We start from the raw sequence: 15,900 nt of genomic DNA, 5'->3' as shown, positions 1-15,900 counted from the left end.
ACCCTTACTCCTTAACTTTTTTTGTTCTCACGTTTATCCCTTGATGTCCTAAAAATCAACTTTATGGGAGCCATGTTAAAACCAAAAATCTTTCTAATTTGATTCTCCAGATACCTTTTATAGGGAGCTTTGATTAAGGTATGATCGTTCATAAAAAATACAAAAGTAGGAGGAGTGATATCCACCTGTGTCAAGTAATAAAATTTTGGACGTTTGTTCTTAACCACTGGAGGCTGGTGTCTTTTTATTGCGAGTTCAAGGCCGCGATTTAACTCACCTGTGGTGACCCTCTTATTTGTCTCTGCCCATAATTTTTCAGCCAGGACCAATATCCCACCAAGCCCCCGCCGATCCACAGTTGAGGTGAAAACAATCGGCACATAGGGACAAAACTTAAGCTGGTCCTTAAAATAGGTTCTAACTGCTTCTAACCTTGCCCTGGGGATCATATCTATTTTATTTACTGCAAGAATCATTGGTATGTTTTCTCTTTGTAAAAAATGTATTAGGGTCTTATCCTGATGAGTCAATTTAGATGTGGCCTCAACCACCAATACTGTTATATTAGCCCTTTTACTTGCACTAAGTGCCCTGAGTACACTAAATTTTTCCAGTGGATCTTTGATCTTACTCTTTCGCCTCACCCCTGCAGTATCCACAAAAATATATTGGGCACCGTCTTTTTTTAAGACCACATCAATACTGTCCCGGGTAGTTCCAGCAATAGGTGATTCAATAAGACGCTTTTCTCCAACAAAGGCATTTATTATTGATGATTTACCCACATTAGGACGTCCAATTAGCGCAATTCTAAGCCCAGAAACTTCAGGCTCAACTGTTGGCTCAGGTATAATTTCCTCTATCTTCTCAATTAAATTAGGCACATTATATCCATGGGCAGCAGAGATTGGTATTAGTTCAAAACCAAGTGCATGAAAATCAGACACAAGTGTATCTGCCTGCTCTTTGCCGTCTATTTTATTTACTACAAGAAGCACTGGCTTTTTTGCCCTCCTTACAAATTCAGCTATTTCTTCATCTAAAGGAGTTAATCCAGCTTTTCCATCAACCAGAAATAAAATCAAACAAGCATCCTCTATAGCCTCTTCCACTTGGTCAAATATGGATTTGTCTATTTCATCTTCAAAATTAAAGCTCAGGCCTCCTGTATCAAAAAGGGCAAAGGGCTTTTTTGTATACTTAACTTCTCCATATATCCTATCACGGGTAACACCCTCTCTGTCGTGGGTAATGGCTTTATTTGACTTAAGGAGCCTATTAAAGAGAGTAGATTTTCCCACATTGGTCCTGCCAATTATGGCAACTACAGGCAGCATTTAACTCTCCAAAATCATCGCAGGAATATTTTTTTCATATGGAGGATAGATAACCCCTTTTTCACAGATAAAGGCTGTTATTAAATTACCTGGCGTAACATCAAAGGCAAAATTATATACTTCTACTCCATCAGGTACAATTTTCGTCCCACCAATATGTGTGACCTCCTTTGCAGGCCTTTTTTCTATTGGAATTTCTTTCCCATTTTTTAAGGTCAAATCAAAGGTGGAGGTTGGTGCAGCTACATAAAAGGGTATATTGTGATATTTTGCCAGGATTGCCAGTGAATATGTTCCTATTTTATTGGCAGTATCTCCATTTGCAACAATCCTATCAGCCCCGACAATCACTGCATCTACCATATTTTGAGACATTAAATAGCCTGCTGAATTATCACATATCACTTTGACTTTTATATCGTCATGGTGGAGCTCATAGGCTGTTAAACGGGCACCCTGTAAAAATGGCCTGGTCTCATTTGCTATGACTTCTATATCCAGATTTGCAGATTTGGCAGCCCTTATCACCCCCAGAGCAGTACCATATCCACCAGTTGCAAGTGCACCAGCATTGCAGTGGGTCATTATACACTTTTTGTCCTTAATCAACTCAAGCCCATACTTTCCAATGGCCTTATTAATCATTATATCTTCGTTGTGGATCTCTTTTGCCTTTTTTAACCAAATCCATCTAAGCTCATCCAGGCCAATATCTTCATCTTTCTCCCAGATATCTCTCATTATTTGAACAACATACCTGAGATTTACAGCAGTTGGTCTGGCATCCTCTAATTCTATTAGTTTCCTTTTTAGGAACTCTCTCCATTCAGGATCATCTGGATCTAAATTCAGTGTACCTAAATAACAGCCATAGGCAGCCACAACGCCAATGGCAGGGGCACCCCTGATTACCATATTTTTTATTGCAAATATTACCTCTTGTAAATTTTTGCATACAAACCACTCTTCTTTTGTTGGCAAATAACGCTGATCCAGTAATATGAGGACATTTTCCTCTTCTGAAAATTTTATATGACGTTTCATAACAAATATCCTTAAATTTAATTATTTAGTTTTTTTGCAAATAACTCTGATACCACCTTTGGATTGGCCTTACCCCTGGTTTTTTTCATAACCTGTCCCATAAAAAAGCTCATAAGTTTCTTTTTTCCTTTTTTATAAGCCTCCACTTCCTTTGGATTTTCTGAAAGTACTTGATCCACTATTTTTTCCAGTTCAGAGTCGTCAGATATCTGGATAAGCCCTTTTTCTTCCACATATTTTCCTGGATTTAAATTTTTTACAAAGATATCAGGGAATATATCTTTTGCTATTTTAAGACTTATTTTTCCGTCCCTAACCAGGTTTAAGAGTGTTGCAAAATTCACTGAGGATAAGGGAATGTCTTTTGGACTCAATTTTTTTTCATTGAGTTCTCGTAAAAGGTCTGTCTGGAACCAGTTATAAACTTCTTTAGGATTTTTATATAATTTAACTACTTGTTCAAAATAATCTGCAAGGTATTTATCAGATACTATAAGGTCTGCCTCTATTTTGGATAATCCATATTCTTCAACAAATCTGTCCAATTTTTCTGAAGGCAGCTCTGGTATTTCCTTTTTCCACTCATTTATATCTTTGTCAGAAATCATAACAGTCACAAGGTCTGGGTCTGGGAAATATCTATAGTCATGGGCTTCTTCCTTACCGCGCATAGGCCTTGTAATACCCTTTGACTCATCATAGAGCCTTGTTTCTTGAATCACCTTTTCACCGTCTTCTACAAGGTCTATCTGACGTCTTATTTCATATTCCAGGGCCTTTTGAACATGTCTAAATGAATTCATGTTTTTTAGTTCAGTCCTTGTGCCCAGGCTCTTTTCACCTTTGGGTCTAATAGAGACATTGGCATCACACCTAAAACTACCTTCCTGCATATTGCCATCACATATATCTAAATAGACTAAAATAGAGCGAAGTTCCTTTAAATACAAAACCGCTTCTTCAGGGCTGTTTATATCTGGAGCTGATACTATTTCTATTAATGGAACGCCTGTTCTATTTAAGTCAATCAAAGTTTTATTTTCACCAGGAATGTGTATGGATTTTCCTGCATCATCTTCCATATGTATTCTCACTATGCGAACTCTTTTTGTCCCGTTATTCCTTCTAATATCCACATATCCATCAACTGCAAGGGGTTCTTCATACTGGGATATTTGATATCCTTTTGGGAGGTCTGGATAAAAATAATTTTTTCTGGCAAAGACAGAGTTTTTATTTATTTTGCAATTTACAGCCAGAGCCATTTTTGTTGCGTATTCAACGGCTTTTTTATTAACAACAGGCAAAGCACCTGGCATAGCAGCGCACACAGGACATGTATTTTGGTTAGGTGGTTCGCCAAAAGTGGTTGGACAACTGCAAAATAGCTTGGATTTGGTCTTTAACTGAGCATGCACCTCAAGTCCAATAACCGCTTCATATTGTGACATAATTCCTCCTGAATTATCTATTTTTTAATAAGCAAATAAATCTTTCCATATTGAGACATAGAACCTGCCATTTTTCTGGCATTTTCCCCAAAACCAAAAAAAAGATCAACATGATTATTTGTTATTGCCCCTCCAACATCCTGTGCCATAAAAATTCCCTTAAACTGCTTTTTATTTTCTTTATTAGGCAAAGCAACTTGATAAATCCCTATTGCACCCAGAGGAATTATTTTTGGATCTGTTGCCAGGGATACCATTGGAGTCAACTTCACTCCAATGGCTCCTACTGGTCCGTCTTTTAATACTCTGAAAAACACATAACTTGGATTTACAAAGAGGATATCGGGCAAAAGCTCTGGATGTGAGTTCAAATAATTAATTATGCCGTCTAAAGTTGCCTTTTCAGGTTTAATCAATCCCTTATCAATCATATATTTACCTAAAGATACATATTGTCTTCCATTTTTTCCTGCATAGCCAATATATTTAAATGTTCCCTCTGGTAAAATCAATCTTCCTGAGCCTTGAATTTGTAAAAAAAATACATCAACAGGACTTTTTGCCCAGGCAATAACTTTAGCCTTATCTAGAATTGCTCCGTCTCGGTCAATCTCTTCTCTTGTATAATATGGGGCAATTGAATCTTTTTTTAGTCTATAAATTAAAGTTTGCCCTTTCCATCTGGGGTGAAATTTGCCAAGATCGGCTTTTTTTAAATCACAGGGCACACTATAAATAGGATATTTGTAAATTTCATCTTTTTTTAAAGATGCTTCAATATCCATCTCAAAATATCCAGTAAAAAATGTCCTGGGATTAAGCTCATAAAAATCAAAATCCCGTACAAGTATATAAGGGTCTTTGTCTAAGAGAGGTAAGACATCTAGCAAATGTTCAACACTTTGAATGAGTTTTTCCTTTGATATTGTAATATCTGACAAATATATTTTGTTAAATTTTCTTTTCTGGAGATACTTAAGTGTTTTTTTGAGGGGAGATTGTAAACTTTCCCAGGAACATAGCCCCTGTTTTTTTAAATCAAGGTCTCTCACTATCTTTCTTTTTTCAAATTCAGAGACCTTTTTATAACAAATTTTCTTTTCAGGAACTTTTGGATGACATCCAATCAGGCCCAAAAGACAAAAAATAAATATCACACCTACCTTTTTCATAACCTTCAAATATAGCCTTTGGATATTAACTTCTTAATGTAAGAACTATTTTGAGGTAATAAAAATTCTATTTCATACTCATGTCTGGATATTTTTACTATATCTTTTGGGGAAAGGAAACAGCCTTCTTGGCCGTCAATTGTAAGGGACACACCTTTTTGTGTACCTCCTATTTCAATAGAGATGACCTCTTTATCAGGTACTACAAGGGGTTTTAATCTGGTCAGAAATGGGCATACAGGACAAATTTCCAGGACATTTAATTCTGGAAATATCAAACTTCCACCAGCAGCTGCGCAGTACCCCGTAGATCCATTAGGTGTGGATATTATGACGCCATCTGCTCGAAACTTAAAATTCCCTTTATAATCTGAAAATTTCAATTTAAGTTCTAAAAGCCTTGCCAGGCCCTCTCGTGAAATAACCACATCATTTATGGAACATCCTGAAATAAAAATTTCATCATCCCTTATTACTTCATATTTTAAAGCTATCCTCTTTGAACTCAAAAATTTTCGGTGGATCAAAATTTCGGATAAAACCTTTTTCCACTCATGTGGGGATATTTCTGCCAAAAATCCTACTTTTCCAAAATTTATTCCCAAAAAGGGAATTTTTTTTGTCAAAAGGGACCTTGCAACAAAAAGTAATGTCCCGTCTCCTCCTAAAACAATCACCAAATCCCAATTTTCCTGGTTTGCTAAATTTGAGATCAAATTAGAAGTAGTTATTACATGGACGTTAAAGTGGTTTGCTTCTAACCACTTGCTTATGTCCTTTGCAAGGTAATTAGCATTTGCATGGTTTTGTTTAGTGACCACCAGTATTTTTTTTAGTTCATTTGCCATAAATATTTTTTATTAGTCCAAAAACAGGGGATATTCAAGACTTTTAATGGGTGTGCATTTTTTTGAGAATAACTCACTGATATTATTATTTTTATGCTAAAAATACTAAGATTGATACTGTTTCTTCTTGACAAATTCCTTATTCCAGCTTTTCCAGTTGCGAAGAATTAGGTAAAGCAATTGAAGCTTATATAAAAGCATATAATAAAAATGACGCCTATCCATTTGTTTGGAGAAAAAGAGACGTCAATGGCAGTCAAATCAAAAACAATATCTCTAATTTATGCAATTAGGTACTCGTTTATGATGTATTAAGAAACGGGTAAATGGGTAGTTTTTGCATCCCATAAAAAGCAGCGCCCCAAAGCCCTATATCTTGATTTTTGATGTGATAGATGGGGATTTGTTTGAGAATATGGTTCATTTTTTCAGATGCGAAAAATTCTTCAATAAAACAAGGCTGATAGATTATCTCTGAATTTCTAGCCGTAAGCCCACCAGAGATATAGAGCCCTCCAAAACACAAGGTATTTAAAGCAAAATCCCTGCAAACCCTACCATAAAATCGGGCTATCCATGCAAGGGTTTTATCATATTTTTTGAAATTTTTAGTTATTTCCTCTGATGACAAATACTCATTTGTTAAAAAATAGTGTATTAATTCAATTCCCCTACCTGATACCACAATATCTTCTGTTATTTGCAAAAGACCTGTTTTTTTTCTGCAAAACTCCAAAAATTCATATTCTTTCCTGGTAATACATGGAAAATAGGAGTGTCCCCCTTCAGATGGCAATGCAAAAACATGGGAATCTTTTTGTATAAGCATTGCTTTCCCAAGTCCTGTTCCAGCTCCAATTATGCTTATAATAGTGGTATCTTTAGGATTTGGACCACATAGTTTTGTTGCATCCCTTCCAGCAGGAGTTAAAATTGAATATGCCTGGGCAACAAAGTCATTTATAAGATATGAATTTTTTAATATCCCTTTACTCACTACTGTTTTTAAATCTATGTCCCATTTAATATTAGGTGGTGATGAAAATAAGTTATCAATTACTGGGCCTGCTACTGCAATAACTGTGATGTCACATATATCCAATGCTTTTTTAAAAGCTGTGTTTTTTAATTGTAATATTAATTCTTCAAAAGAATTTGCTTTTTTTGTGTCAAGCCATATTTTATCTAGTATGATTAAATCATCATTACCTTGAAATTCAAATAACCCAAATCTGCTGTGGGTTCCACCAATATCTGCTGATAAGATATATCTTTTATTCATCTAAGTGTATACAACAACATTTTTTATTCTATTTCAAGACCAATTGGACAATGATCTGATCCCATTATTTTGTCTTCAATCCATAAAGGAATCTTTGACAAGGGCAAGGGAATCAAAATCAATTAATCTACAAATATCTTGGGGAAAATAATTTTTTAAGAGATCTTCAGCCTGTTCTTTATGAGAAAAGACTTCCTTAACAAACACATCATGTGGATTTTGGATGTATTTTTTCTCCATAAATTTTTTGATAAAACACCTTTTAAAGGATGGCAAGGGGACTTTTGTTTGCTCCTCTTACTTGATGTGGAAATTTTTCTGATCACTGTTCACTTTATTTGCTTGGCACTTTTTCGCTTTTCATTTCCTGTGTTTGTATATTTGAAAAAATATGTAGAAAAAATCCAACTTTTTTATTAGCATGTGATACTAGCAATACAATAATACCCAATTATCAAAAAGGAGACCACTATAAACAACACGTGTCCCTGCCTTATTGAAGTTGCTTTGCCTGTCAGGGAAATATCGGCTGAAAGCGTGCGGGATAAAAGTCTTCGGCATGGACATATTTCAACATTACATCTGTGGTGAGCCAGAAGGCCTCTTGCTGCTTGTCGTGCTGTTGTTTTTGCTTTTTTAGTGTTTGACCCTGATGATCCACGATGTCCAGAAGATTTTAAAGAAGCAGTGGAAAAGTATTTGAAAACAAATGTTCCTGAAGTGCTTAAATATGAAGATTGGAAACTTATAAATGCACTACTTAGCGAACGTTTAACTCTTAAAACAGAAAGTAAACAAATGAAACAGAAAGTTTTTCTTCTTGATTATTTAAAGTATAATTCCTAAATTTTTGTTCAGGGGGAAGTAAGTTGAAATCTAAAAAGCCAGTTCTGCCAGAAGGTTATTCAGAATTTCTGGCTAGTTTGAAAAGGCGTGTCCAAGAGGCGCGGCTTAAAGCAACCTTATCAGTCAATCGGGAACTTATTTTGCTTTACTGGGAAATTGGCCAGATGATTTTACAGCGTCAGAAAAAGGAAGGCTGGGGAGCAAAGGTGATTGATAGGCTGGCTCATGATCTGCGCAAAGAGTTCCCGGATATGAAAGGGTTCTCTGCCCGAAATTTGAAATATATGCGTGCCTTTGTTGATGCTTATCCTGATAAAAAATTTGTGCAGCAAGCTGCTGCATTTTTATTTTGTTTGATTTAAACAGGACTTTCTTTTTTTAAAGAAAATTTTGTTAATTAATCAATAAATTTAATTAGTTATAGACAAATTTTCTATAAGACCCTACTAATTTTAAATATAAAATTAAATTATTCTTTATAAAATATAGCAAAGTAAAACATATCGTTGATAATGTAAGACCCTCTTGATAAGAAGATGGCATGGTACATTTACATATGAAGGTAAAGAAAGGAAAAACTTATTATTACATTAGGGAAATGGCTAGGGTGGATGGCAAGCCAAAGGTGGTAAACCAAATTTATTTGGGGTCTGTAGAAAAAATCTTAAGCATGGTTTTAAATAAAGAGAAAGCTGGTATTGACAAAATCCAGGTCCAGGAATTTGGTTCTTTGTTTTTGGCTAATTTAGTGGAAAGTAAAGTTAGGCTGGTTGAAATTATTGATTTTGTTATATCTCAAGATAAAAAGCGGAAAGGACCTTCTATAGAAGAGTACTTTGTGTATGCTGTTTTTAATAGAATGATTCACTCTAAATCAAAAGAAGCACTTTGTAAGTGGTATAAAAAGACAGCTATACACTTAATCCGTCCTCTAGATATATCTGCCCTAAGTTCGAGAAATTATTGGAAGAAGTGGGATAGGGTTACTAAAGAAGATATAGAGAAAATATCTAAATTATTTTTTGAAAAAATAAACGAAATTGAACCCATTAATTCAGATTGTTTTTTGATACCACTAATTACTACATGTATATGGACAGTAAGACTCCATCAGAATTAGCGGTAAGAGGCAAAAACAAAGAAGGTAAAGATTGGCTTCGTCAAATAGGTCTGGCTCTTTTGGTTTCTAGGGGGAGCGAGATACCATTTTTTTACAGGAAGTATGAGGGTAACTGCCATGATTCAAGGCTTTTTAATAGAATTTTAAAAGATATTTTTTCTGCCCTTAATAGTTTGTCTTTTTCAGACAAAGAATTAACAATTGTATTTGATAAAGGCATGAATTCTGAGGCTAATATTGCACAAATTGATAAAAAAGCGGGTATACATTTTATTACTAGTTATTCTCCACATTTTGCAGAGCATCTGATTTCAAAAGATCTTAGTCTTTTTACTCCTTTATCCTTTTCTAAAAACAAAAGATTATTAGAAGAGGACCAGATATTGGCCTACAGGACTAGAGGAGAGTTTTGGGGTAGGGATCGTACAGTAATAGTCACATATAACCCCATAACAGCTTCTAAGCAGCGCTATAATTTTGAAAAAAAATTGAAGCGCCTTCAAAATCATCTTTTTGAAATACGGACTAAAGTAAGAGAGAATAAAAGGAACTTCAGGGACTCTAACCAAATAAAAAAGCGTTATAAAGATATATGTGAGTCCTTGTATTTGCCTAAAAATCTTTATGATTTAGATTTTTTTGTTGAGAATAATCAGCTAAAAATGAGATTTAGAAAAAATAACCATCAGATAAGCAAATATATATCCAGATTTGGTAAAAATATTATAATTACTGACCATCATGATTGGTCCACAGAAGAGATAGTAAAGGCGTATCTTGACCGCTACCAGGTAGAGAAGGCCTTTAGGCAAAGTAAGGCTAAAGAGTTTGGGAATATGCGTCCCATATACCATTGGACAGACAGTAAAATTCGTTGTCACATATTATGTTGTATAATAGCCTTAACTTATCTTCAGTTATTAAGTTTATGGATAAAAAAAGCAGGGATTATGGTCAGTATTGATAAAATAATGGAATCAATGAGATCCTTACATAGTTGCCTTTGTTGGCATTCAGGAAAAAGTAAGCCTATAAGGATAATAGAGGAACCAACTCCTCTCCAGGCTGAAATACTTTCTGTATTTGGCTACAAAATAAAAGGTGGGGTCTTACAAAAAATATCCAGATAACATCTTGATATTACTGTTTCTTTATTGTGTTTTGACCTAAAAAAGGGGAAAGTCCTGATAAAGGGTCTCGATTGATAGAGACCCTTTAAAAAGTTTCCAACCTTTTTTCCAACCTAGGGCTATTTTGGAGAGGGTTGGAATCACATAAGTAATTGAAATTATTTAACGTCCCCAAGGGGATTTGAACCCCTGTCGCCGGCGTGAAAGGCCGGTGTCCTAGACCGGGCTAGACGATGGGGACATTCTAAAACTGGGGGACAGGGATTCGAACCCCGGCTACTGGGGCCAGAACCCAGCGTCCTGCCACTAGACGATCCCCCACTGAAAAGGATATTCTTAATTATATCTATCTCTTTCTTTTGTCAAGCATTTTTTAAAGATATTCACCATTTTTTGTCAAATACTCTTTTTTAACAATTTTTTAACGAGCACTGGCTAAAATTCTAGTCTTTCTTCTAAGTTTCTTAATTTGTCTTCTTATCTTGTCTCTTTCTTTTCTATTTTTCCTTGGTATTTGTAATTTCGCTTGCCTGAGCCTTTTTATTTCTCTTTTAATCTCTGAAATCTGTTCCTTATAAGGTGAAACAGTCCCTTCTTCTTCAATCCCAAGAACTTCTTTGATTTTTGCCAAAAGTTCCTGTTTTTGCATACCAGATGCCCCAACAATTTGGGGTATCTTTTCGATTGCAAGCTGTCTTAATTCCTTTGCAGTCATTTTTTCTAAAGGTTTTTTTAATTGCAAGGACTCCAGGCTAATTTCCTCACTCATTATAATACTCCTCCTGTTGTTTTTTTATTTTCTCAATACACTCTAAGTATTTTATATAGGCCTTATATACTGGACTTTCTTGAGGAATAGTTTCCTTTAAATGACCAACATTTTCTGGAATGAGAATTTTACTTCTTCTTTTTTTGGTCTCTTTTTTTAAAACAATGTCAACAAGGCAAGTTTTGTCTTCTAACAATTTATATATAATTTTGTCAAATAATTCCTTTCCTAAAAATTGATTAATTCTTTTTAAAATTTCTGGAGAATAAAAAGATAATTCTTGCATCAGGATGCTATCTTCCACTCCTATTATCACTGTCTTTCCTTTTGTACCTATAGGCCGTGCAAGTTGTGATAAGTTTTTTCCCAAAACCTCTTCCCAATTTTTCCAAAGACGAATTAATGCAAATTTTTCCCTGCCACCTTTTTTATTTATTATTTCCTCAATAATATTAGATGGGTGTTTCATGATTGAAGCAGTTCTTTTATATTACATAGATTACAGAGTTCAAGGTAAGTGGGATATCCGCAAATCTTGCATTCATTATACTTATCAAATGTACTTATTGGCTTGTTGCTGTCAATATAACTAAATAAAAAATTTCTCTTTATACCTGGCATCTCCTTCTCTAAAAGATCAAGTGCCATTTTAAATTTCCTGGAAGTTGCACCTTTAGACAAAGGACAGTCAATATCCAGAGGCTTTATTGAATTTAATTCTGCATAAATCAGGATTTCTTTTATATCCAGTCTATATAAAGGCTTTATCTTTGCAGGGATTTTAGGATGTGGAGAAGGTAAATATGGATACATCTTATTTACATAATGAAGACGTTTTCCAAGTAAATTTCCAAGAAGACGGCCAGCTTCATCGTCTAAATTGTGACCTGTAGCAATCACACCAAACCCTTCAGTTATAGTGGCCATGTCTAGAAGTTGTCTTTTTAATTTTCCACAAAAGGAGCAGGTTTTTCTTTTGATTTTTTTGTGGATATCAACCATACTATGACCTATAAAATCTCTCAAGTCATATTTGACCCACTCAAGATTTCTCTGGTCAGCGAAATTTTTAATAGCATCAAGGGATTTTTCTGAAAATTCACCTATTCCAAGATATATGTGAACACCCTTTGTTTTATATCCCAGTCGATTTAAGATTTCCCAAAGGACCAAAGAGTCCTTTCCTCCAGAAACAGCAACCATAATGGGAGTATTTTTAGAAACCCCTATTTTTTTCATGGCCCTTTTTACAGCAGTTTCAAAAAAATGAATAAAACAGTCTCTACAAAATTTTGCATTATGTGAAGGAAGTCTTATAATCGCCTGTTTTTTACAGCGTGTACACTTTGCATTTTTAGGTAAAGGTTCAAAAAAATCTTTTTCCATCAACTCTCCTTATCTTGTTATTTCCCTGTGCCTAGGATTGGTTGAAACAAAGTAAATGGTAATTTTAGAGTGTTTTTTAATATATTAATAGCTTCAGTACCAACAGCCTTTGGAGATAAGGGAATTATTATTGGTTTATCTATAGTTCCCTTAGCTTGAAAAGGGACTACAACTAAATTTCCCCCGGTTATATGCCGTAATATAGGAATTTTTTTTACAATTCTATCTATTGTCTTTAAAGGGGCAAATAGTATAATTAAATTTACCTTTTTGGTAATTAGGTCAATCTTTCCATGAAAGGCAAGCTCCATATTTGTCGCATTTAAATAAGAGTTTTTAAAAATTAAACAACCATTTTTGACAATACCTTTGGCCTGTAAGTCATTATATTTAAACCCTTTTTTTTCTAAATCCGGAACCTTGCCTACAAATATCTCTGTTGAATTTATAATACTTAGGATCTGAGATATTAATGTAAGTTTAAAGATCCTACCCTCCTTTGATTCAAAGAAAAAATCTCCATTAAGAGTCTTAATAAAATTATTATTTAAATTGGAATGAAGAGAAACCTTTATTTTTGATGTTCCTGTAATCAACTTCTTTTTTTCACATAATAGACAATTTAAAGTATCTTTGATGGGAAAATTCAACGACTCCATACATATATCTAATTTTTTTTCTTCTTTATCCTTTTTAAAAAAGAGATTTATTGGTAAACCACAGAAAAGAGACCTAGATATTCTTAATTCTTTAAAACCATTGTTTATTACTATTTTACCATAAATATCTTTAACAATCCGGTTTTTATAAAAAACATTTCTAATTTGAAAATTAATATTTCCTGTTAATTTTAATTGAGACTTAGTGTTATGCTTTTTTTGCTTAAATTTTTTAATTAAAGGATCAAGATGTAATTCAGTAGATGTTAACGTAATAGCTAGGTTAGTATGGTCCTTTAATAAAAGTATATCTCCAAACAAATTTATTTTGTCATTAAATAAATCAATCAAAGTATCTTTTATTATAATTGTGTTATTGGAAGAATTCGTACTTAATTGCATTACTAATAATTTTAGATCAGGATCTATATCAATTGAATTTATATTTAAATATCCACTTGAATTAATTATATAAAAGGGATTTAAGGAAAAACTTAAATTAAAATCACCATATATTTTATCTTTCAAATAAAGATTTTTTTCAAGTAATCTATTTAATATATAGTGTGTTAATCTTCCTTTAAAACTAATATAAAAAATCTCATTTTGTCTATTAAATAAAATATTACATTTTGTGTTGTTATATTTTAAATCTACATCTGTTGCCAATTTTTCCTGTTTTTTTGTTAATTTTAAATTAATAGAAACATTGTTTAATATAACATCTCCCTCAACTTCAATAGCCTTTTGAGACATCGAGAATTTCATTTTTTTAACATAAAAACTATCAGTTGTTTTTACTGGTTTTAAATAAGGAACAAGAGTCTTTAAAATTTTTTGGATCTTTTTAGACATATTCCCAGAAAAGACTACTTTTATTGACACAGGTTTTTTAATATTACCCAATATTTTTAGAGAATTTAACTCAATTTTTGATCTTAGAGTATTAATGGTAAGGGATGTGAATTTTAAATTTTCTGGAGATATAAAAAATTTACCGCCTCCTATTGAAACATTTATTTTTCCAGGGAGATTGTTTTTTAGATTTAGGCCTTTTATTCTAAAATCAAGAATTTTTCCTAAAAAAAGATAATGTTCTAACTTGTTTAAATTGTAATTATAGTCAATTTTAGCCATGGTTAAAAATAGATTCCCTTTAAAATTAAATTTATCATTAAAATAAAAAAAATATTTAAAGACATTTTTGATTTCTTTTATATTTATTTTTGAATTATTTAATGATAAATTTAATTTCTTAGAAGATAAATCTACTTTTAAATTTATATTTTTGAGTCTAGATCTTCTCAAATTAATATTTCCATTCTTTATATTAAGATTATCTTTTGTGATAGAAAAAAATTCACTGGTAAATATTAGAGGCATATTAAGCAATCTTCCATTTAATTCAATTTTTTTGGCAATTACTTTCCACTCATAGTCCTTTAATTTTTTATTTAAAGTAAAAAATATATTACAATTCCCTGACTTTATATTTATTTTTTCTATTTCATGAATAATTTTATCAGATACTTTAAGTTTTTTTAAAAGAGGTTGTAAGTCCTTTAAATCAAAGTAAACTTCAGCATTAATTAAAAAGGGAATCAGATTTTTATTTAAACCAAGGTCTAAATATCCATTTTGTATAATTGATTTTCTATAAAATCCTTTTATCTCTCTACACATTAGGACATTATTTTTGATTTTTATTTTCCCAGTAATCTTTTGTAAGGGAAGTTCAACACCAGGTATTAAAACATCTGTATCTGCACACTCCCCTTCTAGTTTCCATTTGGTTTTATGATCTAAAGTGGATAAACTAAATGAGCTATTAAACAACACACCGGTTTTTACAATTGAAAAAACAGTATTTACAATATTATTTTTGAGAGGAAATTTTTTGTACACTTTTCTTACATCAGTTATGTCTATTTTATGCCCTGTTATTTGAATATTTGTTTTATTCGCAGATATTTCTCCCTGTCCTGTTAATTCTATATATGGATAATTGGTATAAAATTTTTTAATAATAACTTTATTTAAATGTGTTTTGGAATCTATTAATGCAACAAATTTTAAGTCTATACCTTCAATCTTTTTCCCTATAACAAGTTCTTTGGAAAATATATCAACCTTTGCTGTTATTTGTTGATCTCCTATCTCAATGTCCAGGTTGGTGTTAATTAATCCTGATATGTCTTTAAATTGGCGATGCTTTTGAGGTAATATTTTTATTATTTTATTTATATTAAGCTGACTAAACTTAGCTTTTATCTTTTTTTTGGACCTAGAAATACCTACTTTTATATTAAAACTTTTTGTTAAATTTGACGCTCCTTTAGATTCTATGAGGATACCTTCATTTTTAAAAAAAATAGTTGTATAGGTCTTCTGAAATGTAAGAACTTTCCCATTTAACTGAATATTAATATTAACATTTGATAGGTCTATAAATTCCACAGGCACCTTTGGAATTGAAAAGGGTTTATTTTGCTTTTTTTGGGGAAAAGTCAGCCCATAGACAAAAATAGTGCCAGAATTAGCCTTTATCCCAAGAAAATCATGAGATGTTACACCTAAAAAATTGAGAAATACATCAATTGTCTTGAACTTAAGATCAACTACTTTTTCCTTTTTTATTTTTAAATTAGTCAGTCGTAGCCCTGGATAGGGAAAGAGTTTTAAATCTATCTTGTGGTAAGAAATAAAATTTTTGCCAGTTTTATTAATTATTGATGTTATCTGAGGCAAAAATATCTTTAGAGTAAAGTTGATAGATAGAAGAAAAATAATGATTGAAATAAAAGAGAAAAAAATAGACTGCAATATTTTATTTTTTGTAACCATAACAATTGAACC

The 15,900-nt window shown here is 32.6% G+C and carries 12 protein-coding genes, 2 tRNA genes and 3 pseudogenes; 4 read left to right on the top strand and 13 right to left on the bottom strand.

All coding sequences use genetic code 11. The annotated features are described in order from the left end of the window. Window positions 1-11: 11 nt before the first annotated feature. The 5 genes from der to ACYQ1E_RS02565 are packed head-to-tail and all read right to left on the bottom strand — an operon-like array spanning window position 12 to window position 5,852. The gene (gene der, locus ACYQ1E_RS02585; RefSeq protein WP_459875117.1) at window positions 12-1,337 is read right to left on the bottom strand and encodes a ribosome biogenesis GTPase Der; all 1,326 of its coding nucleotides are present in this window, start codon (window positions 1,335-1,337) and stop codon (window positions 12-14) included. After that, entirely contained in the window at window positions 1,338-2,381 is a 1,044-nt protein-coding gene (gene mtnA, locus ACYQ1E_RS02580; protein ID WP_459875116.1) for an S-methyl-5-thioribose-1-phosphate isomerase, read from the bottom strand. 17 nt (window positions 2,382-2,398) lie between these two features. Continuing rightward, window positions 2,399-3,832 carry an Asp-tRNA(Asn)/Glu-tRNA(Gln) amidotransferase subunit GatB gene (gene gatB, locus ACYQ1E_RS02575; protein WP_459875115.1) on the bottom strand — a complete coding sequence of 478 codons (1,434 nt, stop codon included), beginning with the start codon at window positions 3,830-3,832 and terminating at the stop codon, window positions 2,399-2,401. A gap of 17 nt (window positions 3,833-3,849) precedes the next feature. After that, window positions 3,850-5,004 carry a murein transglycosylase A gene (gene mltA, locus ACYQ1E_RS02570; RefSeq protein ID WP_459875114.1) on the bottom strand — a complete coding sequence of 385 codons (1,155 nt, stop codon included), beginning with the start codon at window positions 5,002-5,004 and terminating at the stop codon, window positions 3,850-3,852. A 5-nt stretch (window positions 5,005-5,009) separates the two neighbouring features. After that, complete coding sequence (locus ACYQ1E_RS02565) at window positions 5,010-5,852, bottom strand: NAD(+)/NADH kinase (RefSeq protein WP_459875113.1); 843 nt, start codon at window positions 5,850-5,852, stop codon at window positions 5,010-5,012. Between the two features lie 143 nt (window positions 5,853-5,995). On the opposite strand from ACYQ1E_RS02565, the pseudogene ACYQ1E_RS02560 reads away from it, so the two are divergent. Next, window positions 5,996-6,145, top strand: a pseudogene (locus tag ACYQ1E_RS02560) (IS630 family transposase); the annotation flags it as partial. 8 nt (window positions 6,146-6,153) lie between these two features. Here ACYQ1E_RS02560 and ACYQ1E_RS02555 read toward each other — a convergent pair. Both ACYQ1E_RS02555 and ACYQ1E_RS02550 read right to left on the bottom strand, forming a co-directional pair. Beyond that, on the bottom strand, window positions 6,154-7,134 hold the full coding sequence (locus ACYQ1E_RS02555) for a glucokinase (protein WP_459875112.1): 981 nt from the start codon (window positions 7,132-7,134) through the stop codon (window positions 6,154-6,156). Window positions 7,135-7,209: 75 nt separating this feature from the next. Further along, complete coding sequence (locus ACYQ1E_RS02550; RefSeq protein ID WP_459875111.1) at window positions 7,210-7,374, bottom strand: Rpn family recombination-promoting nuclease/putative transposase; 165 nt, start codon at window positions 7,372-7,374, stop codon at window positions 7,210-7,212. 267 nt (window positions 7,375-7,641) lie between these two features. Here ACYQ1E_RS02550 and ACYQ1E_RS02545 point away from each other — a divergent pair. The 3 genes and pseudogenes from ACYQ1E_RS02545 to ACYQ1E_RS02535 all read left to right on the top strand — a co-directional run bounded on the left by ACYQ1E_RS02545 (window position 7,642) and on the right by ACYQ1E_RS02535 (window position 10,230). Beyond that, a pseudogene (locus ACYQ1E_RS02545) lies at window positions 7,642-7,980 on the top strand (DUF1156 domain-containing protein). A gap of 23 nt (window positions 7,981-8,003) precedes the next feature. Then, window positions 8,004-8,342, top strand: a complete 339-nt coding sequence (locus ACYQ1E_RS02540; RefSeq protein WP_459875110.1) for a DUF1016 N-terminal domain-containing protein — start codon at window positions 8,004-8,006, stop codon at window positions 8,340-8,342. 179 nt (window positions 8,343-8,521) lie between these two features. Next, window positions 8,522-10,230: pseudogene (locus tag ACYQ1E_RS02535) on the top strand (IS1634 family transposase). Window positions 10,231-10,396: 166 nt separating this feature from the next. Here ACYQ1E_RS02535 and ACYQ1E_RS02530 read toward each other — a convergent pair. The 6 genes from ACYQ1E_RS02530 to ACYQ1E_RS02505 all read right to left on the bottom strand — a co-directional run bounded on the left by ACYQ1E_RS02530 (window position 10,397) and on the right by ACYQ1E_RS02505 (window position 15,888). Then, a tRNA-Glu gene (locus ACYQ1E_RS02530) sits at window positions 10,397-10,471 on the bottom strand. 9 nt (window positions 10,472-10,480) lie between these two features. Continuing rightward, window positions 10,481-10,551: transfer RNA gene (locus tag ACYQ1E_RS02525), tRNA-Gln, on the bottom strand. Between the two features lie 100 nt (window positions 10,552-10,651). After that, complete coding sequence (locus tag ACYQ1E_RS02520; RefSeq protein ID WP_459875109.1) at window positions 10,652-10,999, bottom strand: hypothetical protein; 348 nt, start codon at window positions 10,997-10,999, stop codon at window positions 10,652-10,654. Further along, on the bottom strand, window positions 10,992-11,468 hold the full coding sequence (locus ACYQ1E_RS02515) for a DciA family protein (RefSeq protein ID WP_459875108.1): 477 nt from the start codon (window positions 11,466-11,468) through the stop codon (window positions 10,992-10,994). The genes ACYQ1E_RS02520 and ACYQ1E_RS02515 overlap by 8 nt, the downstream gene beginning before the upstream one ends. After that, window positions 11,465-12,385: a PP-loop family protein gene (locus tag ACYQ1E_RS02510; protein WP_459875107.1), complete on the bottom strand. Its 921-nt coding sequence runs from the start codon at window positions 12,383-12,385 to the stop codon at window positions 11,465-11,467. The genes ACYQ1E_RS02515 and ACYQ1E_RS02510 overlap by 4 nt, the downstream gene beginning before the upstream one ends. A 17-nt stretch (window positions 12,386-12,402) precedes the next feature. Continuing rightward, window positions 12,403-15,888: a hypothetical protein gene (locus ACYQ1E_RS02505; RefSeq protein WP_459875106.1), complete on the bottom strand. Its 3,486-nt coding sequence runs from the start codon at window positions 15,886-15,888 to the stop codon at window positions 12,403-12,405. Between the last annotated feature and the right edge of the window lie 12 nt (window positions 15,889-15,900).

It is taken from the genome of Desulfothermus naphthae (assembly GCF_054657475.1).
The sequence above is the reverse complement of the archived record's forward strand: the minus strand, read 5'-3'. Positions and strand labels throughout refer to the sequence as shown.

Coding starts and splice junctions, on each gene's coding strand:
- ACYQ1E_RS02555 (WP_459875112.1), bottom strand. CDS start 7,134: ATGAATAAAAGATATATCTTATCAGCAGATATTGGTGGAACCCACAGC.
- ACYQ1E_RS02550 (WP_459875111.1), bottom strand. CDS start 7,374: ATGGAGAAAAAATACATCCAAAATCCACATGATGTGTTTGTTAAGGAA.
- gatB (WP_459875115.1), bottom strand. CDS start 3,832: ATGTCACAATATGAAGCGGTTATTGGACTTGAGGTGCATGCTCAGTTA.
- ACYQ1E_RS02510 (WP_459875107.1), bottom strand. CDS start 12,385: ATGGAAAAAGATTTTTTTGAACCTTTACCTAAAAATGCAAAGTGTACA.
- ACYQ1E_RS02565 (WP_459875113.1), bottom strand. CDS start 5,852: ATGGCAAATGAACTAAAAAAAATACTGGTGGTCACTAAACAAAACCAT.
- mltA (WP_459875114.1), bottom strand. CDS start 5,004: ATGAAAAAGGTAGGTGTGATATTTATTTTTTGTCTTTTGGGCCTGATT.
- mtnA (WP_459875116.1), bottom strand. CDS start 2,381: ATGAAACGTCATATAAAATTTTCAGAAGAGGAAAATGTCCTCATATTA.
- ACYQ1E_RS02520 (WP_459875109.1), bottom strand. CDS start 10,999: ATGAGTGAGGAAATTAGCCTGGAGTCCTTGCAATTAAAAAAACCTTTA.
- ACYQ1E_RS02515 (WP_459875108.1), bottom strand. CDS start 11,468: ATGAAACACCCATCTAATATTATTGAGGAAATAATAAATAAAAAAGGT.
- der (WP_459875117.1), bottom strand. CDS start 1,337: ATGCTGCCTGTAGTTGCCATAATTGGCAGGACCAATGTGGGAAAATCT.
- ACYQ1E_RS02505 (WP_459875106.1), bottom strand. CDS start 15,888: ATGGTTACAAAAAATAAAATATTGCAGTCTATTTTTTTCTCTTTTATT.